Here is a 21,482-nt window from a genome sequence, read left to right as displayed (position 1 = left end):
CAATTTCTCAATGATGAGATTTTTCAGTAGATCCTATGGTTTTCCACAAGCCTGAACGCCTACTTTTTTGGGGCCGAAGGGCTGGTTTCAATGCTCATGCCAACAATCCTTGGGTTACCCATTCAAAAGCTTCGTTTGCCTTATGCAGTCCATGCCCACTGATTTTATCGAACCTCTTTCTCGGGCGTCCTTCTTCTGATGGGCATATGTTTTCCCAGCTGCTTGTTAACCAACCTGCATTTTCAAATCGAATAAGAATTGGATATAGGGTTCCTGAGGCAATGCCAGCGACCCCCATAATTTCGCTGCCGCAATACGCTTTTTCAGGATTTGCAGCAAAAGCCTGCAACACCTTCAGGCTTTGTAGGCTCAGGCGCGGTTCTTTAATGTTTTGATTACCCATAATAGGAGTTCTACATAGGGTAACGGCTTTGGTCAAGTGTAAAGGAGTCGGAGTAATTTATTTGCTCTAAGTCTAACGGTCAGGGGTGCGCCAACCTATCCGCCGCCATCTTCTTTTTATCCTGAACGTCTGCAATTTTTCAGTGACGGTCATCGGGAACTTATTGACGAACCATATATACTTCGGGATCTTGAAGTGGGCGATCTGCCCTTTGCAGTAGCAAGCATAGCGTGAGCTATGCGCATGAATTACCCGCAAAACATACAGCGCGTATCATTGGGTAATCCACACAACCTACCTTCCATAGCCTCAGGCAATAACCACACCCATTTCGTCTACATAGCACACGCTACGCTTGCTGGTGATTTGAATGCCTAACGGGCCAGTATCAGCACCAAGCTAATTGCGGCGATGGCGACTAAGAAACCGATCGCCCCGGACAGCCAAAGAAGTCGAATGCGGTTGGCTTCGACTCGCTTGATCAACTCAGTGTTTTGGTCGGCTAACGCTTTGATCAGTTCGGAGGAGGCGAGCATCTGGTTATGTAGCTCAGATGCTGTTGTTTCGATCGAGGCGATTCGGGCTTGAACCTGTGCGATAGCCTCGGCTTCTGGCGAGAGATTGGTTGGTGTTTCTTCAGCTGAAACGTGTGCAGGCGGGGTCTTTCGTGCGACAGTATTCCAGAGTTTTTTTGCGCCATCGGCAACGGCTGGAGCGTTTGATATGACGTCGGCCCAGGGGACAGTCTTTAGCAGTAAAAGCCAGCCGATAGCCATGGAAAAGTCCTTCGAAGTGGAGATGTAGCCTAACGACGCTGTAGAATACCCCGATTCTGCATGCGCCGCTAACCAAGCCCCTTGTTGGATATGTTCATATACACAAAGTTGTTCTGGCTCTTGCCGTAATCCACTCTGGAGAGCGATGCGTAATCAATCGTCAGTTGTCGATATGACTCCACTGGCATCTGGAGTGCTGCCGTCAAGCACACACGAATAGGGCCAACGTGAGAAACCACGACGATGGTTTTTCCTTTGTGCTGCTCAATAATGCCATCAATCACCGCCTTAACCCTGTCGAGAAGGTCATAGACCGATTCTCCACCCTCTGGTTTGAAGGCGCTGGGATTTTGTTTCCACTGTTGATAGAGGTCAGGATAGTTGCGCTCGATTTCATCGAAGAACAATCCCTCCCATATCCCGAAGCGTCGTTCTTTTAGTGCGGCATTCGCCTCCACTGGCGCAGCGGTAGCCTGTGCAATGGCTTGCGCCGTCGCCCAGGTGCGGTTGCTGGGGCTGGCGCAGATCAGATCGATTTTCGTGTTGCGCAATAACTCGGCGGCGTGCAGGGCTTGCTCAATGCCTGCGGCATTCAGTATGGGGTCTTCCGCATCGTCGTTGTAGATGCGGTCCAGCGGGAAATCGGTCTGGCCATGACGCACGTAAATGATACGGGTGCTTGCTTCTTTGGATCGCATAAGTTGCCAGTCAGGTGATGGGGTAGCTATGGGTATGTGCGTGAGACGAGGCGGCATGCTTTTCTTCCCTCATCTCCACTGGCACCATGTGCAACTTACCATGCCGCACGCCGCGCGCGGCGATCACGGTGTTTGCGAAAGTGCGTACTTCCAGGGTTGGGCCGCGCAGGATAGCAATCTCCAGACAGTTGTCATGATCCAGGTGTACGTGCATGCTGGACAGCGTCAGATCATGGTGCTCATGCTGCACCGACGTGATTCGGCTCGCCAGTTCACTCTCGTGGTGATTGTAGATATAGCTCAGCGTGGCGATGCAATAACCTTCTTCCCATTTCTGGAGGCGTTCGGTTTCGAGTCGCTCGCGGATCAGGTCGCGCATCGCTTCGGAACGATTTGAATATCCGCGCGCGCGGATGAACTCATCAAATTGTTTAGCGAGCGTGGTTTCTAGTGATATGGTGAGACGCTCCATGGATGCTCCCTTGTCAGCATGGTCCACCGGACGGAGGACATGGCAAGATTATAGCCTATTTTATGTTTCGTTCTGTCTGGCGAATGCCCCCCGTTTTGGTTTTGTGAAATAGGGGTGGTGTCTTGTTGGTGACGGTTCACTCTGGCGGTTTTGCGCGCCTGAAGTGTATCGGGACTTCGATCAGGGCCTCGATTGCACGACCACAGCGTCGTGCCGGTTCGAAACACCACTGATCCATAGACCATAACGCTGCGCTGTCCAGCATGGGATGGCCTGAGTTTTTTTTGATTTTCATAATTAAAGGGTTGCCTCCCACGCTTATTAAAACCTCCAGCAGTACGGTACCTTCTATGCCTCGTTCGCGGGCGGCGGCTGGGTAGAGTAGTTCTGGGTTTTTCAAGTAGGCGGCCGTGTGATTGGGTGGCGAATAATCTTCGCCTGAAGGGTCATGCCTGGTTTGCGGCGATCCTTTTAATGACACGTGTCGTCCTCGACATGACAAGTGAGGTCTTTCCTCATGGCGTGATGCTCCGTCAAATAGATGACTTTGATTCTTTCCGTTCATACGCAGAGTGCGTTGCCCGGTAGTCGTCGAAGCAGGGTTGCTATAAGTTGCAAACAAGGTTGGCGTTCTAACCAGAGGGATCTCTGGGAAAACCCAAGGCGGTCTTTTAGTGTTTGGCATATGCCGGACGAAACGCGGGTGACCTTTCCCTCCAATCACCTAGCCGGTAAATCGCTGCTGTGGTGCAAAGCGGTAGAGGCCCGAGTTTTTTCCGGTCAGGGAATGGTTGTGAAGACGGCGGGCTATTCGTGTCATTCAGTTTGGCACCAGGCTCCGGATGCGGTGTTGCCGCCGCCTGCTGAAATTCTTTGCCAAAAAATCTGAAGAAGGTTTCATCGCAAGCCATTGCCTTTTCCTCCTGTGTGTGTCGCGGAAAAAAGCCCCTTCCGTGGGGTACATGCATCTCTCGGCCCTGAGAGATTGGGGGATGCTGACAAAGTATGAAAATATTTAATTTCTTCATACCATAATGCCCAATAAAAAGGTATCACTGCTGCGAGGCAATAATTTTTTGTATGATTAAATTTAAAATCTTCATACAAAAATGTCAAGAATTTTATTTTAGGGTGGCGCTCGGCAAGACCTTGGGCCTGGGGGTTTCTATCATTAGTGGCCCACCGCCGCTGCCGAAAACGATAAGAAGTCTATTTTTTCGAAGGAAACAGGGGTTGAATGCGGGGAGCCTTCCTTCACATTTTTTCGGCGGGTTTGAAAAATTGGTTGACACTATAGTATGAAGATTTTATATTTATTCATAACTACTGGTGGTGAACAGAAAAAACCAACACGGGGTCGGTGAGGTAGTCCCGTCTACCATGTACCCCTCATAGGGCATGTGCTGAAAATAAATGTTGATGACAGGGATGTGAGGGGGGGGCGTAAAGCTAAAAATACTATGGCGGGTGTGGGTAGTCGTGCGATTGATCCGAAGAATCCAAGAGAGTGTGCGCAGGCGCTTTCCCTTCAGGGCCGTTGTCCCTCGTGCCATTGCCAGATCCACGTGTTGGAAGGGAATGCCTTTGCAGTGATAAAGGCGGCAGTGATAAAGACTGACTTGAAAGATATGGTGGCCTATGCAAAATGCCCCAAGTGTAAAGTCTGGTTGATGGTTCCTTTACGTTATGCGCCATCTTGAAAACTCCCAAATAGGTGAACGCTATTTTGTTTGGAGGGCATGTTAAATAAGGTTTCAGCGCCGATCAGTTGCGCTGGCTGAAACGGCCTTGGCAGGACGCAAGATCATGTAGTCGTGTTTTTGATTTTTTAAAAATGAATCGACGGTAAAGAAGTCTTAGCATCAAGACAAAAAAGCCGCACAGATCAAGAGAGTTTCCTCTCTACGGTCTGTGCGGCTTTTTTGTTTCCGGGGCGCGTTTGTCTGGTTAGCGATCGTGCGTTTCGGTGTATGGGTGGGGCGGGTTTAGCCGCCTTGTGTGTGTACTGTGTCTGTGAGTGATGAAAGAAACAATGTCTTTGGCGCGGATGGGATGCATTGAGCGAAGTTTTTGGGGGGCGTTCAGCGGCGGTGTGCCCAGAATGCCAAATAAGACGCTTTTTCCCCTGGGAATATCCATGCTGCTGCATGTCGTGGCAGTGCTGACGTACCTGTATTGGCCGGCAGCGACAGACAAGGCCATGAATGAAGCTGTAGAGCAAAGAATTATGATTGATCTGCTTCAGGCGGCGGCCGAACCCGTGCTGGTGCCTGTGCAAAAGACAGCTAGTGCGACAGTTGCAAACCATCAGAAGATGTCCGCTACGCCGCCGGCCATGCGAGCGTCGGCAATAAGTAGTGTGTCGGCAACATCCGAGGCCATTCCAATATCAAGGATGCCGGAGCTGGTGCCGGACGAACTGGCTGTGAAGGCGCCGGTTGCTTTGCCGCAGAAAGAGGAGGCAGCGGCGCCGGCCGTTGCGGAAGTGCAGCATCGTCCTGTTGCCGCAGCACCCTCACCGCCATCGGAGCATGGCGCCGCGCTGCCGGAGGACCCCGTGGTGATTGCGCCGCAACGCCCTGGCATGCCGGATGAGGATGGTTTGGGGGCGTTTAAAAATACCGTCATCGGACATCTGGAACGTTTTCGTAATTATCCCAGGCAGGCGATGGATCGCGGCATTAGCGGGGTTGTGTATGTGCAATTTGTGATTGATGCGGATGGGCATGTCGAGCGGGTGGACGTGGTGCCGCCACGGGAGTCGCATCCCTTATTGGAGCAAGCCGCGATGAATACGATTCGCAGGGCATCGCCGCTGCCGGGCGTGCCCGAGCGATTGAAAAAAGCAGCGCAGATTACGCTCCGTTTTGCGATGCAGTACGAATTGCACTAGCAGGAAATCGCTCTTTGCTGAAGAACATCCCATCTCTTCTGGATCGGGTGGATCTTGCATGTGGGGGCAGTTAGAAATGCGGTGAAAAATAGTCACGATGACAGTGACCCAATATTTTTTGATCACAGTGGAGAGTAAGCAACGATGAAGAAAAAAACACCGGAATGCGTATCCGGCAGGCATGAGCGGGTGCGTCGAAGGAAATACACTTATGCTTGAAGCTCGATCGCTCACCAAGATTTACCGGGATGTACCGGCGCTGGACCGGCTCGATCTTTGTGTACCGGGAGGCGAGGTATTCTGCCTGCTCGGCCCCAACGGCGCCGGCAAGACCACGACTGTCAATCTGTTCCTCAACTTTGTCGCGCCCACCTCCGGCCAGGCGCTGGTGTGTGGCATTGACGCCACCGCCGAACCGCTGGAGGCGCGTCACCGGCTCGCCTATATTCCCGAAACCGTAATGCTTTATGGCAACCTCTCGGGACTGGAAAACCTGGAGTATTTCAGCACCCTCTCTACCGGGCACCGCCGTGGCCGCGATGAATTACTGGCCTTGTTGCGCGAGGCGGGATTGCAGGAGGAGGCGCCGTTCCGGCGGGTTTCCGGTTATTCCAAGGGCATGCGGCAGAAGGTGGGCATTGCCATCGCCCTGGCCAAGGAAGCCAAGGCTTTGCTGCTCGACGAGCCGACCTCCGGCCTCGATCCGCTCGCTGCCAATGAGTTCGCGCGCCTGATCGAAAACCTGCGGCAGCGTGGCCTGGCGGTGTTGATGGTGACGCACGATCTGTTTCTCGCCAAGCAGTGCGGCACCCGCGTCGGCATCATGCAGCGTGGCCGCCTGGCGGCGGTGTTCAATACTGGCGACATCGACCATGCCGGCCTTGAGCGCGCCTACCTCGATGTTTCGCGCGCGGCGGTAGCGGCATGAATACCGTGGCTGCCGATATCGCCGTGCGCGTGGTAACTACGTCTGGGCGCTGGCGCGTCGCGCATGCCGTGGCCGTCAAGGAATTGCTCGATATCTACCGCGATGCGCGTTTCCGCTGGCTGGCGGCGCTCACGCTGCTGCTCATGGTTTGCGCGCTTATCTTCAGCGTTGACCAGGTGCAGCGCACCGACCGCGACCGCGCCGCCGCAGCGCAGGGCGACCGCCAGATCTGGACGGCCCAGGGCGCCAAAGATCCTCATGTTGCGGCGCATTTCGGGCAATACGCGTTCAAGCCGCAAAGCCCGCTGGCGCTCGCCGATCCGGGTATAGACGCCTACGTAGGCAGCGCTGTGTGGCTGGAGGCGCACAAGCAGAACGAGGTGCAGTTCCGGGCCGCGCGCGACAACCCGTTGTCGGCGCGGCTGAGCAGTCTTTCGCTGGCCTTCGTGCTGCAAGCGGTGATGCCGCTGGTCGCCATTATGCTGGGTTTTGCCGCTTTTTCGGGAGAACGCGAGCGCGGTACGCTGCGTCAGCTTTTGAGTCTGGGCATCCGGCCGATGGACTTGCTTGCGGGCAAGGGGCTGGCGGTTGTCGGCGTGCTGGTGGCGATGCTGCTGCCTGCTTTCATCGGGATACTGATCAGCTGTTTCATGTTCGCCGACTCATCAATGTTTTCGCTCGGTGATCAAGTGGCGCGTCTTGTTTGGCTGGCACTCGGTTACGTTCTCTATCTTGGCGGCTTCGCCGCGCTGGCGCTGGCGGTCTCGGCGTTGTCCCGGACTTCCCGCATGGCACTGGTCGGCCTGCTGGGCTTCTGGCTGATTAACTGTTTTCTTGTGCCGCGCCTGATGACGGACGTGGTGCGCAATACTCTGCCGTTGCCCACGGCGCTCGAGTTCCGTCAGGCCATCGCGCAAGACAAGAAAAAGACGTTCGGCCACGATGAAAGCCACCCGGCCTTCGTCGCATTCCGTGACCGGGTGCTGAAGCAGTACGGTGTGACGCGCGTCGAAGACCTGCCGGTGAATTTTCGCGGTCTGTCCCTGCGCGAGGATGACGAGAACGGTAATCGCATATTCGACCGCCACTTCGGCACCTTGCAGGAGGCTTACTACCGCCAGGATCTCTGGCGCGCAGCACCTGGTTTTGTGTTTCCGTTATTGGCGATACAACCGTATTCGATGGGATTGGCAGGGTCGGATACGCGCGGGCAGTATCATTTCACCAGTGCCGCCGAGCAGCACCGGCGCGCGATACAAGCCATCGTCAGCGACGATCTCATTCGCAACGGGCGTTACGGCGATTCCACCTATGTTGCCGGCCCCGATCTGTGGGCGCGCATTTCCGCTTTTTCCTATCGTCCGCCGCAAGCGTGGTGGGCGCTGTCGGCACAGGCAGTCAATCTTTTTGTTTTGCTGGCCTGGTGCCTCGCTGCGGGTCTCCTCGCCGTGTACGCCGTTCGGCGCCTGCGACCGGTTTAGGGGTATCACTTATGACGAACATGAATGTTTTAGTGGCGGCGATGCGGTGCGAGTGGCGCATCCTGCGCTTGGATCCGGCCCTGTGGCTGGTGCTGGCTATGATCCTGGGCATGGTTGCCTACGCCCTGTACAACGGTGAAACCTTGGTCGCGCGCCAGGCGGCCGCTGTCGCTGCCGCGAATACCGAAGAACAGGAGCGTCTTGCGAAACTGCGCAAAGGCCTGGCTGACATCCAGGCCGGCCGGGTGGCGCCTCCCGACGCGCCGTTCCGTGACCCGCGCAATGCCCTTTTCGTTGGCGGCGGATCGGCGGCGGCCAACGTGGCATTGCCGGCGCAACCCCTAGCCATCACCGCCATCGGACAAAGCGACCTTTATCCGGCAACGCTAAGGGTTTCGGCCGGGAGCAAGGACACCTTCTTTTTCGCCGATGAGATCGCCAATCCGGCTCATCTTCTCAGCGGCTCCTTCGATCTTGCCTTCGTACTGGTCTTTATCTATCCGCTGTGGATACTCGCGCTGACGTACAACCTCGTTTCCGGCGAGCGCGAGCAAGGCACCTTGGCTCTTACCGCGTCCTGCCCGGTGCAGGTGCGTACCGTGATGGCTGGCAAGCTGCTGGTACGCGCCGGGATTCCCATGCTGGTGACGGTCGCGGCGGTTTTCGCCGGCCTCGCCCTTATCGTTGGCGGCACCCTGGTGAGCGCTGTCCAGCCGCTGGCGGTATTGTCGTGGGCGATGATCGTCTATGGCGCATTTTGGGCGGTGCTGGCCGCCGCCGTGAACGGCCTGGGGCGGGACTCGGCCTATAACGCCCTGCTGCTGGTAGCAGCCTGGATCGGAGTGCTGCTGATCGTACCTTCTCTGGTCAATGCTTGGTCCGAAGCGCGCTATCCCTCGCCTTCGCGGGCTGAGATGGTGCTGGCGGTGCGCGCCGCCTCGGTCGATGCCGATCGCGAGCGTAATGCCGCCTTGGCCCGCTATCAGGATGAGCATCCGCAAGAAACAGAGTTGCAGCGTGGCAGTTACCGCGAACGCACCCTGCGCCGTCTCGCCGTACAGCTTGCCGCCACGGCGCACTCAGAAGAAATCATGGCTGCTCACGAGGCCCAAATACAGCGCCAGCATGCCTTGGCCGAGCGCCTTGCCTACGCGTCGCCGGCGCTGCTCATGCACGATGCCCTGGCGGAAATCGCCGGCACCGGACGTAGCCGCTATCGCGCATTTTTCGCCCAGGTGGATCGCTTTCACCAGGAGTGGCGCGAGTTCTTCATTTCCAGGGCACAGGCCGAGCAGATGCTGACGGCTGGCGACTACAGCCATTTCCCGCAATTCAGTTTTGCCGACAACCCCGGCACCGGGATTCTTTCCCGCGTCGCATCGGCGTTGATAGGTATCGGCGTGCCGTTCCTGTTGCTTGCCGCGATGGCCGCGCGCGGCTTGCGGCGCTGCCGGGTGGTCGGCTAGCTCAGGTTTCAGGACAGAGGAGGGGCCGCGCAATGCAACGATAGGCGATCAGGGGGGGTATGGAATTTTATGGTGGCTTGCCGGGACCACAAGAAAAGAGTCAATTTTATTTTAATGGGAGTAAAGGAGAAAAATCAGAAGTGTCCGGCAATTTCGCAAAGACGGCTATATAACATGATGATGTTGAATAGGAAAGTGTGTGTTTAGGGGTGTCACCGACTTGAACGTGAATTTTTTGGGAAACTGGGGCTTTCCCCCCAGGAGTTTCCGTCATGTATTCAGGCCAGTTGGTGTTCGCACAACTCATGGAGCATTTGCCCCTTCACACATTCCGTCGCTGCGTGCAGCGCTACCCTTCCAAATATCCCACCAAGACTTTTTCGCATCTCGATCAATTTCTCTGCATGGCGTTCGCGCAGCTGACTTACCGCGAAAGCCTGCGCGACATCGAAACCTGTCTGCGCGCCCACCAAGCCAAGCTCTATCACTTGGGCATACGAGGCAACATCGCCAAGAGCACGCTGGCCGATGCCAACGAGCAACGCGACCGTCGCATCTACGCGGATTTCGCGATGAGCTTAATCCAGACCGCCAGAAAGCTTTACGCCAGCGACAGCTTTGCGGTCGAACTGGAACAGACGGTCTACGCACTCGATACCACGACCATCGACCTGTGCTTGAGCGTCTTTCCGTGGGCACGCTTCCGCTCCACCAAAGCTGCCGTCAAGATGCATACGCTGCTCGACCTGCGCGGCAACATTCCAACCTTCATCCACATCAGCGATGGCAAGATGCACGAGGTCAATGTGCTCGATATCCTGATACCCGAAGCCGGCAGCTTTTACATCATGGATCGTGGCTTCACCGACTTCGCTCGCTGGTTCACCCTGCATCAAGCACAGGCGTTCTTTGTCATCCGTGGCAAATCCAATCTGCTCTTTCGTCGCGTCTACTCTCGCACCGTGGACAAGTCCACTGGACTGCGCTGCGACCAGACCATTGCATTGACTGCTCGCAAGGCCAGCAAGGATTACCCGCAGCACCTGCGACGCATCAAGTTCTACGATGCCGAACACGACAGGTTTCTGGTCTTTCTGACCAACAACTTCGACCTGCCTGCGCTGACCATCGCTCAGCTTTATCGTTGCCGCTGGCAGGTCGAGCTATTCTTCAAGTGGATCAAACAGCATCTTCGAATCAAGCGGTTCTATGGCACCACCGAGAATGCAGTCAAGACGCAAATATGGATCGCCATCGCGGTTTACGTCGTGGTCGCCATCGTGAAAAAGCGGCTCAATACCGAGGCTTCGCTTTACACAATCCTACAGATTTTGAGCCTGACTCTTTTCGAGAAAACGCCACTCGATCAATTACTTAAAAATGCGGAGACGCAAATGAGCATGCAGAAAGACAATAACCAATTGAATCTATTCAATTAAATTACCGGACACTTCTGGAGAAAAATATGAAAAATTATGGTTTCAAAAAATGCGCTATCGCCGCAGCGCTACTTGGGTCCGGCGTGGAAGTTCACGCCGCAGAGGCGGTCCCGCTGGGCAAGATCACCGTTAAGGGTGAGGCCATGAGGGAGTCGGATCGTTCCTTCACGGTCAACGTCATCTCAGCGGAGGACATCAAGTCGCGGCGCTGGGAAAATCCTCTGGCTATCGTCAGGGAGGCGCCCGGCGTCGAAGTGCGCTCGCTACAGGCGGGCAGTGTCGCCGATCCCATTACCATCCGCGGCATGACCAGCGGCGGCCACGGCGGCGATGTGGGCTTGTCACTTGACGGCATCACTCTGAACGAGGCCGATGGCCATGCCGATGGCTATGCCGATACCAATGTCATCATCCCGCTGGAGATCGGGAAACTGTCTTTATACAAAGGGCCGGTCTCGCCGCTGTACGGGAATTTCGCGCGCGGCGGCGTCATGGCTTTTACCACCCGCAAGGGGGGCGAATACCTGGATACCCACCTGTCGGCGGGATCGTATGGAACCTATGATGGGCAAGCGGCGTTTGGCGGCAAGACTGGCGCGGTGCAGATCAACGGTGCGCTCCAGGGCTACGAAAGCCAGGGCTGGCGTGATAACTCGCGCTTCACCAAGATGAATTCCGCGTTCCGCGCCGCCTACCAGATCAGTGACCGTTCCGAAATTGTTCTCTCGCTGCGCGGCCACGGCGCATGGTTCGAAGGGCCGGGCAACATTGGCCGCGACCAGTTCCTCGACAGTTCCCGCCGGCACCAGCAGGCCCCGAGCGTGGCCGGCCAGAATGACGGGGGCGAAAAAACCTACTCCTCGCAGCGCGTCGATTTCAATCACCTGATAAATAATGATCTCAAGCTGCTGACCTTCGTGTACAACACCAATATGGGTCTCACCCGCTTCGAGTCAAATACGCCCAATCCGCCGGCAAATCAGATCGAACGATCACACGACCGCGATGTTTTCGCCTTCGGCGCCAGCCTGAATGGTCAGAACCAGTTATTAGGTGTTCGTAACAATTGGGTGCTTGGAAGTGAACGTTATGATGAGGGCACACACGAGGATCAATGGTCGACGAATACGCGAGTGCGGGGCGTGAAACAGCGCGATCGGGACTTCAAAATCACCACCACCTCGCTGTACGGCCAGGCCGATCTCGGCATCCATCGGCTTTTTCGTCCGACACTCGGTTTTCGTTATGATAACTTCGACGGCTCGCTCAGTGATCGCCTGACGGGCACCAAAACGAACATCAACGATTTCAGCCGCATCAGCCCGAAATTTGGTATGCGGTCCGAGCTTACCGACAAATGGGAACTGCGCGCAAGCGCGGCAAACGGCTTCGCCCTGCCCAGCAGCACCCAGAAATACGACCCGAACATCAAGGTCGACGCAGTCGAGTTCTGGCAATACGAAGTCGGCATCAACGGCGCGCCCTCGCCGCGTTGGGATGTTGATGTAGCCGCTTTTCTGTTCAACAGTTCCGATGAGATTCAACAGGTTCCCGGAGTTGTTCCTCCCCGCCTCATCAACGCAGGCAAGTCGCAGCGCATCGGCCTGGAGGGTGATGTGCGCTACTATCCGGCGAGAATCAACCATCTGGAACTTTCCACGGGATTCGGTTTCTTCGACACTGAGATCAAGGAAGGCACGGATCCGGCTTTCACCGGCAAGGAACTACAGCGCGTACCCAGACACATAGCGAATTTCACCGTCAAGTACGCGCCTCCGGCCGGCTGGGGCGGGAGCCTGAGATGGCGTTCCCTGGGGCCTTACTACACCAACAACCAGAATACCGGCAAGTATGATGGATACGACATCGCCACCGCCTCGGTGTTCTACCTCGTGCGCGGCGAGAAGGGCCGCAGCGTGCGCTGGTATATGGACATAAACAACATGACCAACCAGGTGTATGCGGAGAACGTTTCCGGCGCCAACGCGCTGGGCCAACCGACGAGCTTCAACCCGCATCCTCCGGTGAACGTGATGTTCGGTGTCATGACATCCCTCATGTAAAAATTGCACCACCCCTCATCCGTCCCTTCTCCCTCAGAGAGAAGGGACGTTCTAGCAAGCTTCCGAATCATATAGCACTTTTTTACACATTTTGTATAAAATGAGTTTTCTATAACGATTTTCTACGGATTATAAGGGTTTTTTACCGTGCGATATGTTGGCTATGTGGCGCTAAAGAGGCTATATGACCTGCCTGATATCCCTCATCATGTGGTATCTCACATCGTGCAGGCAGCCCGGCGGACGGTCGACAATCAGGAATACTACCCAGCAGTATATCAACCCGAAAACTCCTTGGCGGGTCACCTTGAGTTCGCGCTCAAATATGAAGGGGTCAACCTCGCAATCCTGAGCGCACTATTTCAGGTTGTCGATGGCGCGGAGCTGATCGCCTATATCCAGTCCCGGCCAACGGGCATTCACACCCGGCGGGTTTGGTTTCTCTATGAGTTTTTGACCGGCACCCGGTTGGGTATCCCTGACCTGCAATCCACCTGTGGTTATGTCGATGCGTTGGGTCCCAATGAATATGTGACCAAAGCGGGGAAACGACTATCCCGCTACCGTGTGCGCAACAATTTACTGGGGACACAGGACTTCTGTCCAGTGGTCCGCCGGACTGAAGCGCTGCAACAATTCTCATGGGAAGCATTGAGGGATGCCGCGGAAGCGGTGGTCCGTTCCTACGATCCCGAGACGGTGAGCCGGGCAGTCAATTATCTGTATACCAAGGAGACACGCTCCTCCTTCGCCATTGAGCATGAGACGCCCACTGCCAGCAAGATGGAACGTTTTGGCCGCGCCCTGCAGTCGGTGAAGAGTTACCCTGTGCTCGACAAGCAGGCGTTATTGGATCTGCAAAGCATCGTCCTGGATGAGAAAGCGGCGGCGACCGGCTACCGCACCGAGCAGAACTATGTGGGTGAAACGCTTGGCCGCCGTGAGGTTGTGCATTTCGTTTCTCCAAAGCCGGAGGATGTGCCCTCCATGATGGCCGGATTGCTTGAATTCTGTCGCGATAGTGACGAGATCGATCCCGTTATCGCTGCGGCAGTGGCGTCATTCGGCTTTGTATTTATCCATCCGTTCGATGACGGAAACGGCCGTATCCATCGCTACATGATCCATCACTTCCTGTCCAATCACGGGGTGACACCCAAAGGAACGATCTTTCCAGTATCGGCGACCATGGTCAACAACAGGCATGAATACGACGCCTGTCTTGAGTCGTTCTCGCGCGCGACCATGCCGTTGATCGAATACCGGATGAACGAAGATTTCTCGCTCGATGTGCTCAATGAAACCGCCGATCTTTATCGCTATTTTGATGCCACGCGCATGTGCGAATACCTTTACGACTGTGTGCGCAAAACAATTGACAACGAACTCAAGGAGGAGCTGGAGACCTTGTCTGCCTTCGCGCAGGCAAGGGCGGCGCTGGATGCCGCGTTTGACCTGCCGGAGAAGCAGAAAAACCTGTTATTAAAACTATGCTGGCAGGGGAGGGGGACGCTTTCGATAACAAAGCGCACAGTGCATTTCAAGGAGTACAGCGATGGAGAGATGGCGGCGATGCTGGAAGTGATAGCCCCATTTTTTCGCCCGAGGGAGTGAGTAAGTGATGCTTCCCGTCTCTAACGACACGCCCACTACGCGAGCAGGTCAGGGTGAAACGGGCTATCACAAAATTGGCGAGAACTACAAAAATCCGTTCGTGCTGAGCTTATTGAGCATGAATGGTTTTTTATAAGCCCAGATTGTCCATTGGGCGAAATAGGGCGCACAGCGCCGTTCGTGGTGAGCTTGTCGAACCATGAACGTAAGCGGCCAGCCGTCCCACCTGTAGTTTTCCGCGAAGCCCGTGCACTCTTGCTGCTTTTTCGGAGGGACTCCAGATGGCGAAGAGGCATGGGCAGGAATTCTGGCGAGAGCATCTTGAAGCCTGGCGTCGAAGTGATCTGACGCAGAGGGAATATTGTGCGAACCAAGGATTGGGTGAGAAGGCGTTTTATCGCTGGCGGCGCAAGGAGAGGGAAGCCGTTGCATCGGCAAAGTCATCCCTCACCTTGGTGCCGGTCAGCGTGGGTGCACCGGTAACGGGGAACGTCGTACGGCTCCACAGTCCGGGCGGCTGGAGAATCGAGTTGCCGGCGGACGGGGCTCCATGGCTGGCCGACCTGTTGCGGCAACTGCCATGATCCCGGCACCGACCCAAGTCTGGCTGGTGGTCGAACCGATCGACATGCGTGCCGGCATCGATGGCCTCTCCCAGCGGGTACAAAACACGCTCGGCCGGTCCCCTTGCGACGGCACGGCCTACGCCTTCCGCAACCGACGCCAGAACCGCCTCAAGCTCCTGATCTGGGACGGTACTGGCGTCTGGCTCTGTCAGCGTCGCCTGCATCGTGGCCACTTCACCTGGCCGACATCGGACGCCACCACCTTCGCCCTCACGCCAGCACAATGGGACTGGCTGACCGCCGGTGTCGACTGGCAAAGACTCTCGGCGCCACCGCCGTCACAGTGGCAAGTGTAAGCGCGTTATTTTAGTGAATAAACAGCCTAAAACCCTTGCCGTTACTGGCTTGCGGAGCATGCCAGTGGTAAAATACAGGCATGGATTTAGCCGCCGAACTCGCCCAATTCAAGCCCGATCCCGCCTTGGCGGAATGGATAGGCAAGCTGCTCGAAAGAACCCAAAAAGATGCGCTCAAAATCCAAGCCCTGACCTTCGATCTCGCCTACTACAAGCGCATTCGCTTTGCCAGCAAGAGCGAACAGTTCTCCTTGGAGCAGCGCGAGCTGTTCGAGGAAAGCTGGAATACCGACACCAGCGCGCTGGAAGCCGAAGTGGAACAGCTGGCATCTACCCGGCAACCCAAGCGCGAACGCGCCGGTCGCCAGCCGTTGCCGGATCATCTCCCGCGCATCGAGCACCGGCATGAGCCGGAATCGTGCACCTGCGGCCAGTGCGGCAAGGATCTGGTCAAGATCGGCGAAGACATCAGCGAGCAACTGGATGTCGAGCCCGCCCGCTTCTTCGTGCATCGCCACATTCGTCCGCAGTATGCTTGCCGTGCTTGTGAGACCGTCAGTGCGGCGCCGATTCCGCCGGCGGTCATCGACGGCGGCATGGCGGCGCCGGGCTTGCTCACCTGGGTGATGGTCAGCAAATTCATGGATCACCTGCCTCTCTACCGGCTGGAGCAGATCGCGGCCCGCAGTGGGGTTACCCTGTCACGCTCCACCTTGGCCGAATGGGTAGGTCGCATTGGCGTGGCACTCCAGCCGCTGGCCGACCGGCTGGCCGAGAGACTCCGCCAGCGCACCGTCTTGCACGCCGACGAGACCCCGGTGCAGCAACTCGACCCCGGACGGGGAAAAACGCTACGCGCCTTCCTCTGGGCCTACCGAAGTTGCGATCTCGAACAGGGAGACCCCCTCGTCCTCTTCGACTACCAGACCGACCGGCGCGGCAAACATGCCAGGAACTTCCTGCAAGACTGGAAGGGTGCCCTTATGGTCGATGATTATGCCGGCTACAAAGGCCTGTTCGCCCACGCCGTGGTGGAACTGGCGTGCCTGGCCCATGCGCGGCGGAAATTCTACGATCTGCATGCCGCCCATCAGAGCCCGATTGCGGCCGAGGCATTGAAGCGCATTGCCGGACTCTACGCCATCGAAGATCAGGGCAAGACCCTGGGCATCGAGGATCGTCATGCATTACGCCAGCAACACGCCAAGCCGAAGCTGGACGAATTCCATGCCTGGCTCCAGCGCACACGGCTCACCACCGCCACGGGTAGCGGCACCGCCAAGGCCATCGACTACAGCCTCAAACGCTGGGATGCAATCAAGCGCTACCTCGGGGATGGCCGTTACCCCATCGATAACAACCCGGTGGAAAATGCTATCCGTCCTATTGCGCTTGGTAAAAAGAATTGGCTGTTCACCGGCAGTGAACGCGCGGGCCGCCGCGCCGCCGCCATCCAGAGCCTGTTCGCAACGGCGAAACTTAACGGCATCGAGCCGGCTGCCTGGCTGAAGGATACGCTGGAGAAACTGCCGACCTGGCCTAACAGCCGCATTGATGAGCTGTTGCCGTTGCGGTCTGTGCAGGCATCAGGCTGAGCTGTACAGGTGGAGCGGCTGGACGCATACCCATGAACGGCCCTTCGGCAGGCTCAGGGCGAACGGTTTTGGGGCGTGGGACAATCTGGGATAAGGCCAACCGTTGTTTATCCTATAAAAAGCAGTTAGCCACAGACGGCTGCCTGGATGCAGGAGGTAGGGCAACGCATGGAGCGGTTGCCGAGAACGCAGAGTTCACGGAGAAAAAACGATTGGCTACCGTATTGTTGCCCTCGCCCGCCCGGTGATCAGGAATAAATACGAGAACCCGTATCACCTCTGCGTTCTCTGTGGCGTGCATCTGCGGTTTTTAGCCCGAATGTTTCATAAATTCGCGTGATGATCGCGAATTTATGAAACATTCGGGTTAGGTGCGGGTTAAGCAAGTCTTCCCGAAGCATGCTCACCGGCAGTGCATTGGCCCTGCCGGTGGATAATGATTAAAAATTGCTTGTCAGGGTCACCCGGAACGAGCGCGACTCGATAGGGTGGAAGTGCTTGTCGGCTACGGGCGCCGTTTCGCTTTGCAGTTGCGATTCGTAATAGTAGTCGATGGCATTGGATCTACTGTTCAGCAAATTAAAGACCTGTAGCGCCACACGCATATTTTTGTGGAATTTGTAGCCGATCTGGCCGTTCAGCGTGGTGGTGTTGTTTGACCGCACGCTGTTGTCCTCAATCAGGGGGCGTGGGCCGAAGTGGCGCAGGGTCATGCTGCCAAAGTAGGGGCCGACGTTATCCACGAGGGCTGCCAGCGAGGCGACGCCTTCCACTGCGCCGGGAATGCGGTCTCCCTCCGGGGCATTACCCTTGAAGCGTGCCCTGGTGTAGGCGACATCCGCATCAATGGTTAACCATGGCGTGGGCGCATAGTAGTTGGCGAACTCAAAGCCAGTGCGGCGGCTGGCACGGCTCGCCTCGGTAGTTCCGGCATCGCCCAGAAACACCAATTCGGAGGCGGAGTCCAACTGAAACACGGTGAAGGTGCTTTGCAAGCCCGGTATGATGGCCGTGCGCAGCCCCAGATCGACACCCTTGGTGCGCACCAGGGGGGTGACCCTTTGAATTGGATTGCCGTCGACATCAATCGTGCTGCCGGTCTTCGGATCGACGGTAAGGGTTGTGCCGCGTGCATCATTGCTGCGGAAGCCGCCGCCGAGGTTGATGTAATACTCGGTCTTGGCCCAGGGGCCGAAAATCATACTGAGTTTGGGGTTGGTGATGCTGGCGTTTTCGGTGCCGGAGTTGGCGGTATTATTGCTGTTAACCTTGAACCGGTAGAAATCGCTGCGCAGCCCGGCCACGGTGCGGAATTTCTCCGTCCAGCGTGTACTGTTCTGAACGTAGACAGCGGCGCTGCTCTCGACGATACGGTCGCGTCGGGTGGTGTCCCATACCTGCCGTCTGATGGTGCTCAACAGGCCGTTGGAGATATTGTCGTTCTGCAGTTGCAGCCCGACGGTGTTTTCGACATCACGGCCACCCCATTGGCTCAGCCAGGCCTGGCTGATGTTCGCGGCGGACATGGTCCGCTTGTCGGGTTGGGCGAACTGGTCACCGTTTGTAGTATTGGTGAAGTAAGTGAAGTTCGAAAACAGGTTGAGATCGTGCTGTATGACATAGGCATTGGCCCGTGTGATGCCATTGCCGCTCATGCGCTGCCATGCAGTCGACAGGCTGTAGCGGGAGACATCGCCGCCACTGCTGGGATCAACCGTGCCCAGTCGCGGTATTAAACCGCTGTTCACTGCGCGCAGCGGGATCTGATCCGTGGCGTTCCATAGTCCCCGGTAGGCCATAGCGGTGACATTGAAACGGTTCTGGTCATCACCCTGGCTGTAGCGCAGCACGGTATTGAATTTGCGGTAGTCGTCGGGGTTGACCCACGGTCCGTCTTTGGCGCTTATCTCGGCTGCGTAGAGCAGGTTGCCTGCACCCAGCCTGGGAGAGTCGGCGAGCAGCAAACGCCGGTAACCGTGCTGGCCGATGCCGATGCTGGAAATGCCTCGCGGCAGGACATCAAGATAGCCTATGTTGACGCTGCCCACCGACGAAAAATCGCCTTCCTCGGCATAATAAGGCCCTTTCTTGTATTGCAGGCCGCTCGCCAGCTCCGGTATCAGAAAATTCAAATCGGTCCAGCCCTGCCCGTGTCCGTGGCTGCGCTGGTTGACCAGCATGCCATCGACGCTGGTACGCAAATCCGTGCCGTGGTCAAGATTAACGCCGCGCGCATAAAACTGATTGGCCTTGCCTTCACCGCTATGCTGGGAGACGATCAGTCCCGGCACGGTTTCCAGTAACTCTCCAGGGCGATAGACGGTGCGCGCATCCAGTTGCTTTTTGGTCACGGTGCCCTGATTTGCCGAGTCGGCGGCGCCGATCAGGTTACTTGCCCCGGATTTCACTTCCACCACATCGAGCGTCGGCACGCCGGCCGCCATGGCTAGCAATGGGCATGTAATTCCTGCCAACGTTAATGTTGCACCCCTGGCGCTACGTAACGCCCGTTGAACCCGCGAGTTTTTTTTCATTGTGTAACGCTCCCGTTGTTTGGTGTTGAAGGTGTTTTTTTATGGCGCGCCTACAGCTTCAGGCTGTGTGATGAACGAAAGTTTGGTTACTCCAGTGCTTTGAACCAAGGCCATAAGGCGCACTACATGCTGATAGGCCAGATCACCGTCGGCACGCAATTCTACCGTGGGCGGAGTATTGGCCGCGACCAGACCTTGCAACATTGATCGCAATGCCGTGTGGTCGATGGGTTTTCCATCAAGGTAGAGTTGCGCATCTTTTGTCAGGCTGAGGACGAGCGGTTTTTGAATTACCGATGATGGCTGGGCCGTAGCCTTGGGCAGGTTGAGCTTGACCTTGTGGGTCAGCAGCGGAGCGGCAATGATGAACACCACCAGCAGCACCAGCATCACGTCGACCAGTGGGGTTACGTTGATTTCGTGCATGGGTTGTGGTGCGCCGCCGCGATCGAGTTGACCGAATGCCATTATTTTTTCTCCTCGTGTGTTGCGAGCGCCCGGACAGCACGTTCAGAGGCAAGGTGAGACAACAAGTCATAGGCAAAACTATCCAGCGTATTGCTGAATACCTTCATGCGCCGCAAAAAGCTGTTGTATGCAACCACTGCCGGGACAGCGCACGCAATGCCCGCCGCCGTGGCGATCAGCGCTTCGCCAATTGGGCCGGCCACCACGTTCAGATCCGCCGATCCGCTGCCAGCGATGCCTTCCAGTGCCGACATGATGCCGATCACGGTGCCGAATAGACCGACAAACGGCGCGGTATTGCCGATGGTCGCCAATATTCCCAGGCCTGCTTCAAAGTGGGTTATCTGATCCTGGATGGCCTGACGCAAGGCGCGGGTGAGTGTGTCGGTGATGTTGTTGATGTGTTTGGCAGCATCGTTCGGATCAGTATAGTGTGATTGATAATGTTCCACCGCCTCAACGCCGGTTTTTGTCAGTTGCGCCAAGGGGCAAGCGGGCTGTGATGCGGCTGATTTTTTCAGGAATTGCACGGCATCGGCACTGTCCCAGAATTGCTTGGCGTACTCGTCGTTCGCGCGCCGGGCGCGCCATAACTCAGACCCTTTGTAGATAATCATAAACCATGTCAGTAGGGAAAGAATCAGCAGCAGGTAGAGCACGCCTGAGACCATAGGGTCGGAACTTCCCAGATGGTCTATGAAGGACATGGTTGGTTGAGGCGTACTGTTCATTATTTCTCCTGATCGGACTTGGGGGATGCGTTGGAAAGCGGGTTCAATTAGTCAAAGAATAACGTATCGGTACATTAACCGAACCGGCAACTGCGTGATCTCCCTGGCGGGCGGGTACGAATGTCCATTGCTTGACTGTCTTTATGGCGGCATCATCCAATGAAGGTGAGCCGGAACTGGTCATAATGCCTATTTTTTCGGGCAGTCCCGCCGGGCTGACCAATACCCTCAGGAGTACCGTTCCCTGCAGGCCAAGCCTCTTTGCGGCAGCAGGGTATTCGGGCGGTGGGTTGTTCAAATAAGCGGCGCCAAAACTCGGCGGTTCAATCTCGGCGACCGGCGCTACTTTGATGGGCGCCGCTTTCGGTTCCTCTGGGGCCGCAGGAGCGGGTGGCGGGGTGATTTCGGCCGGTTTTACAGGCTCCGCCACGCGCTGCTCAACCGGCATGGGCAAGGGGGTTGCCGGTCTTGTAATAGGCTCGACTGGCCGTTGCACAGGCAGAGGAGGCGTTGGCTGGATCGGCGGCTGTATCGCAGGTTGGATGCGCGGGGGAGGTGTGGGCGTCGTCACCGGTGTGGGTTTGGGTGGCGGTACGGTAAGGTTTACTTCGAGTGGAGGCGAGGGCTGCAACATGGGCCGATCACTCCACAGGCGCCACAAAACCGAAACCACGAACACATGGGCGACCAGCGTCACGAGCACGGCCACCATCACCAGGCGCGACCGCTCAGGTGATGGAAGAATGATGTGCCCATTTTGCGTCGCCAGCCCCATGTTTGATCTATGTATTAAGATTACTTTTCTCTATAATGTGAAATGTTGTCAGATTTTCATAACGAGCTACGAAAATAGCTTAAAGCCTGCCGCGTTGTGATCTGAGTATTGTATGATAAAAAAATAATTTGTCATAAATTACATCACGGCAGCCTCGCCAATGTCAATCCTGCGGGGTGCAAGTTTTGCCAGCGATGCCGATATGTTGTAAAGGATCAAGGGAT

Annotated in this window: 18 protein-coding genes; 10 read left to right on the top strand and 8 right to left on the bottom strand. The window is 56.4% G+C overall.

Annotation, left to right across the window (positions count from 1 at the left end; translation table 11 throughout):
• Window positions 1-94: 94 nt before the first annotated feature.
• The 4 genes from M3A44_12965 to nikR form a co-directional block, all read right to left on the bottom strand.
• Complete coding sequence (locus tag M3A44_12965) at window positions 95-403, bottom strand: PadR family transcriptional regulator (protein ID MEQ6342521.1); 309 nt, start codon at window positions 401-403, stop codon at window positions 95-97.
• A gap of 374 nt (window positions 404-777) precedes the next feature.
• Entirely contained in the window at window positions 778-1,179 is a 402-nt protein-coding gene (locus M3A44_12960) for a hypothetical protein (protein MEQ6342520.1), read from the bottom strand.
• A gap of 68 nt (window positions 1,180-1,247) precedes the next feature.
• A complete protein-coding gene (locus tag M3A44_12955; protein ID MEQ6342519.1) occupies window positions 1,248-1,877 on the bottom strand; it encodes a histidine phosphatase family protein in 630 nt (209 codons plus the stop codon).
• A 10-nt stretch (window positions 1,878-1,887) separates the two neighbouring features.
• A complete protein-coding gene (gene nikR, locus M3A44_12950; GenBank protein MEQ6342518.1) occupies window positions 1,888-2,349 on the bottom strand; it encodes a nickel-responsive transcriptional regulator NikR in 462 nt (153 codons plus the stop codon).
• A 2,101-nt stretch (window positions 2,350-4,450) separates the two neighbouring features.
• On the opposite strand from nikR, the gene M3A44_12945 reads away from it, so the two are divergent.
• The 10 genes from M3A44_12945 to M3A44_12900 all read left to right on the top strand — a co-directional run bounded on the left by M3A44_12945 (window position 4,451) and on the right by M3A44_12900 (window position 16,750).
• Entirely contained in the window at window positions 4,451-5,242 is a 792-nt protein-coding gene (locus tag M3A44_12945) for a TonB family protein (protein MEQ6342517.1), read from the top strand.
• A 211-nt stretch (window positions 5,243-5,453) separates the two neighbouring features.
• Window positions 5,454-6,170 carry an ABC transporter ATP-binding protein gene (locus tag M3A44_12940; GenBank protein ID MEQ6342516.1) on the top strand — a complete coding sequence of 239 codons (717 nt, stop codon included), beginning with the start codon at window positions 5,454-5,456 and terminating at the stop codon, window positions 6,168-6,170.
• Window positions 6,167-7,651, top strand: coding sequence for a DUF3526 domain-containing protein (locus tag M3A44_12935; protein ID MEQ6342515.1), 1,485 nt, complete (start codon window positions 6,167-6,169; stop codon window positions 7,649-7,651). The genes M3A44_12940 and M3A44_12935 overlap by 4 nt, the downstream gene beginning before the upstream one ends.
• Before the next feature lie 11 nt (window positions 7,652-7,662).
• Window positions 7,663-9,117, top strand: coding sequence for a DUF3526 domain-containing protein (locus M3A44_12930; protein ID MEQ6342514.1), 1,455 nt, complete (start codon window positions 7,663-7,665; stop codon window positions 9,115-9,117).
• Window positions 9,118-9,389: 272 nt separating this feature from the next.
• A complete protein-coding gene (locus M3A44_12925) occupies window positions 9,390-10,556 on the top strand; it encodes an IS4 family transposase (GenBank protein ID MEQ6342513.1) in 1,167 nt (388 codons plus the stop codon).
• 26 nt (window positions 10,557-10,582) lie between these two features.
• Window positions 10,583-12,619, top strand: coding sequence for a TonB-dependent receptor (locus M3A44_12920; GenBank protein ID MEQ6342512.1), 2,037 nt, complete (start codon window positions 10,583-10,585; stop codon window positions 12,617-12,619).
• Between the two features lie 147 nt (window positions 12,620-12,766).
• On the top strand, window positions 12,767-14,233 hold the full coding sequence (locus M3A44_12915) for a Fic family protein (protein MEQ6342511.1): 1,467 nt from the start codon (window positions 12,767-12,769) through the stop codon (window positions 14,231-14,233).
• Window positions 14,234-14,514: 281 nt separating this feature from the next.
• A complete protein-coding gene (locus M3A44_12910; protein MEQ6342510.1) occupies window positions 14,515-14,817 on the top strand; it encodes an IS66 family insertion sequence element accessory protein TnpB in 303 nt (100 codons plus the stop codon).
• The gene (tnpB, locus tag M3A44_12905) at window positions 14,784-15,155 is read left to right on the top strand and encodes an IS66 family insertion sequence element accessory protein TnpB (protein MEQ6342509.1); all 372 of its coding nucleotides are present in this window, start codon (window positions 14,784-14,786) and stop codon (window positions 15,153-15,155) included. Before M3A44_12910 ends, tnpB begins: the two co-directional genes overlap by 34 nt.
• A gap of 80 nt (window positions 15,156-15,235) precedes the next feature.
• Complete coding sequence (locus M3A44_12900; GenBank protein MEQ6342508.1) at window positions 15,236-16,750, top strand: IS66 family transposase; 1,515 nt, start codon at window positions 15,236-15,238, stop codon at window positions 16,748-16,750.
• Window positions 16,751-17,190: 440 nt separating this feature from the next.
• Here M3A44_12900 and M3A44_12895 read toward each other — a convergent pair whose 3' ends face one another.
• The 4 genes from M3A44_12895 to M3A44_12880 are packed head-to-tail and all read right to left on the bottom strand — an operon-like array spanning window position 17,191 to window position 21,258.
• A complete protein-coding gene (locus M3A44_12895; protein MEQ6342507.1) occupies window positions 17,191-19,284 on the bottom strand; it encodes a TonB-dependent receptor in 2,094 nt (697 codons plus the stop codon).
• Between the two features lie 39 nt (window positions 19,285-19,323).
• Window positions 19,324-19,752: a biopolymer transporter ExbD gene (locus tag M3A44_12890; GenBank protein MEQ6342506.1), complete on the bottom strand. Its 429-nt coding sequence runs from the start codon at window positions 19,750-19,752 to the stop codon at window positions 19,324-19,326.
• On the bottom strand, window positions 19,752-20,483 hold the full coding sequence (locus tag M3A44_12885; protein MEQ6342505.1) for a MotA/TolQ/ExbB proton channel family protein: 732 nt from the start codon (window positions 20,481-20,483) through the stop codon (window positions 19,752-19,754). The genes M3A44_12890 and M3A44_12885 overlap by 1 nt, the downstream gene beginning before the upstream one ends.
• A gap of 43 nt (window positions 20,484-20,526) precedes the next feature.
• A complete protein-coding gene (locus M3A44_12880) occupies window positions 20,527-21,258 on the bottom strand; it encodes an energy transducer TonB (GenBank protein ID MEQ6342504.1) in 732 nt (243 codons plus the stop codon).
• Window positions 21,259-21,482: the final 224 nt, after the last annotated feature.

It is taken from the genome of Gammaproteobacteria bacterium (genome assembly GCA_040183005.1).
Taxonomy (GTDB): domain Bacteria; phylum Pseudomonadota; class Gammaproteobacteria.
This window is presented reverse-complemented; position numbering and strand designations above follow the sequence as displayed.

What these genes read in the sequence shown, in the direction of transcription:
- M3A44_12920 (MEQ6342512.1), top strand. Translation starts at nt 10,583, where the DNA reads ATGAAAAATTATGGTTTCAAAAAATGCGCTATCGCCGCAGCGCTACTT.
- M3A44_12890 (MEQ6342506.1), bottom strand. Translation starts at nt 19,752, where the DNA reads ATGGCATTCGGTCAACTCGATCGCGGCGGCGCACCACAACCCATGCAC.
- M3A44_12910 (MEQ6342510.1), top strand. Translation starts at nt 14,515, where the DNA reads ATGGCGAAGAGGCATGGGCAGGAATTCTGGCGAGAGCATCTTGAAGCC.
- M3A44_12935 (MEQ6342515.1), top strand. Translation starts at nt 6,167, where the DNA reads ATGAATACCGTGGCTGCCGATATCGCCGTGCGCGTGGTAACTACGTCT.
- M3A44_12945 (MEQ6342517.1), top strand. Translation starts at nt 4,451, where the DNA reads ATGCCAAATAAGACGCTTTTTCCCCTGGGAATATCCATGCTGCTGCAT.
- M3A44_12880 (MEQ6342504.1), bottom strand. Translation starts at nt 21,258, where the DNA reads ATGGGGCTGGCGACGCAAAATGGGCACATCATTCTTCCATCACCTGAG.
- M3A44_12955 (MEQ6342519.1), bottom strand. Translation starts at nt 1,877, where the DNA reads ATGCGATCCAAAGAAGCAAGCACCCGTATCATTTACGTGCGTCATGGC.
- tnpB (MEQ6342509.1), top strand. Translation starts at nt 14,784, where the DNA reads ATGGCTGGCCGACCTGTTGCGGCAACTGCCATGATCCCGGCACCGACC.
- M3A44_12925 (MEQ6342513.1), top strand. Translation starts at nt 9,390, where the DNA reads ATGTATTCAGGCCAGTTGGTGTTCGCACAACTCATGGAGCATTTGCCC.
- M3A44_12930 (MEQ6342514.1), top strand. Translation starts at nt 7,663, where the DNA reads ATGACGAACATGAATGTTTTAGTGGCGGCGATGCGGTGCGAGTGGCGC.
- M3A44_12960 (MEQ6342520.1), bottom strand. Translation starts at nt 1,179, where the DNA reads ATGGCTATCGGCTGGCTTTTACTGCTAAAGACTGTCCCCTGGGCCGAC.
- M3A44_12940 (MEQ6342516.1), top strand. Translation starts at nt 5,454, where the DNA reads ATGCTTGAAGCTCGATCGCTCACCAAGATTTACCGGGATGTACCGGCG.
- nikR (MEQ6342518.1), bottom strand. Translation starts at nt 2,349, where the DNA reads ATGGAGCGTCTCACCATATCACTAGAAACCACGCTCGCTAAACAATTT.
- M3A44_12895 (MEQ6342507.1), bottom strand. Translation starts at nt 19,284, where the DNA reads ATGAAAAAAAACTCGCGGGTTCAACGGGCGTTACGTAGCGCCAGGGGT.
- M3A44_12900 (MEQ6342508.1), top strand. Translation starts at nt 15,236, where the DNA reads ATGGATTTAGCCGCCGAACTCGCCCAATTCAAGCCCGATCCCGCCTTG.
- M3A44_12965 (MEQ6342521.1), bottom strand. Translation starts at nt 403, where the DNA reads ATGGGTAATCAAAACATTAAAGAACCGCGCCTGAGCCTACAAAGCCTG.
- M3A44_12885 (MEQ6342505.1), bottom strand. Translation starts at nt 20,483, where the DNA reads ATGAACAGTACGCCTCAACCAACCATGTCCTTCATAGACCATCTGGGA.